Here is a 596-nt window from a genome sequence, read left to right on the forward strand (position 1 = left end):
TCCGATTCGTCGCGCCGCTTGATCTGCACGCCGACGAAGATGTGCGCCGATTGCGCGTCGGCGATCCGGTAGTTGAACTCGGTCACGTTGCGCTCGCCGACGAGCGAGCAGAAGCGCTTGAAGCTGCCGCGCTCCTCGGGGATCGTCACCGCGAACACCGCTTCGCGCGCCTCGCCCACTTCGGCGCGCTCGGCGACGAAGCGCATCCGGTCGAAATTCATGTTCGCGCCGGACGTGATCGCGACGAGCGTCTCGCCTTCGATGCCTTCGCGCTCCGCATACCGCTTCGCGCCCGCGACCGCGAGCGAGCCGGCGGGCTCGAGCACGCTGCGCGTGTCCTGGAACACGTCCTTGATCGCCGCGCAGAGCGCGTCGGTGTCGACGGTCAAGACATCGTCGAGATACGCGGTGCAGAGCCGGAACGTCTCCTCGCCGACGCGCTTCACCGCGGTGCCGTCGGAGAAGAGGCCGACCTCGGCGAGCTCGACGCGCTCGCCCGCGTCGAGCGAGCGCTTCATCGCGCACGAATCGTCGGTCTGCACGCCGATCACCTTGATCTCGGGCCGCACCGCCTTCACGTACGCGGCCACGCCCGC

1 protein-coding gene is annotated in these 596 nt (G+C 68.8%); it reads right to left on the reverse strand.

Annotated features, from left to right (window positions below):
* Nucleotides 1-596 (reverse strand): pyridoxal-phosphate dependent enzyme (locus tag WS91_RS07760; protein WP_156432323.1); only part of this gene is annotated, 596 nt, incomplete at both ends.

Origin of the sequence: Burkholderia sp. MSMB1498 (genome assembly GCF_001526245.1) — a bacterium.
In the GTDB taxonomy this organism is placed as follows: domain Bacteria; phylum Pseudomonadota; class Gammaproteobacteria; order Burkholderiales; family Burkholderiaceae; genus Burkholderia; species Burkholderia savannae.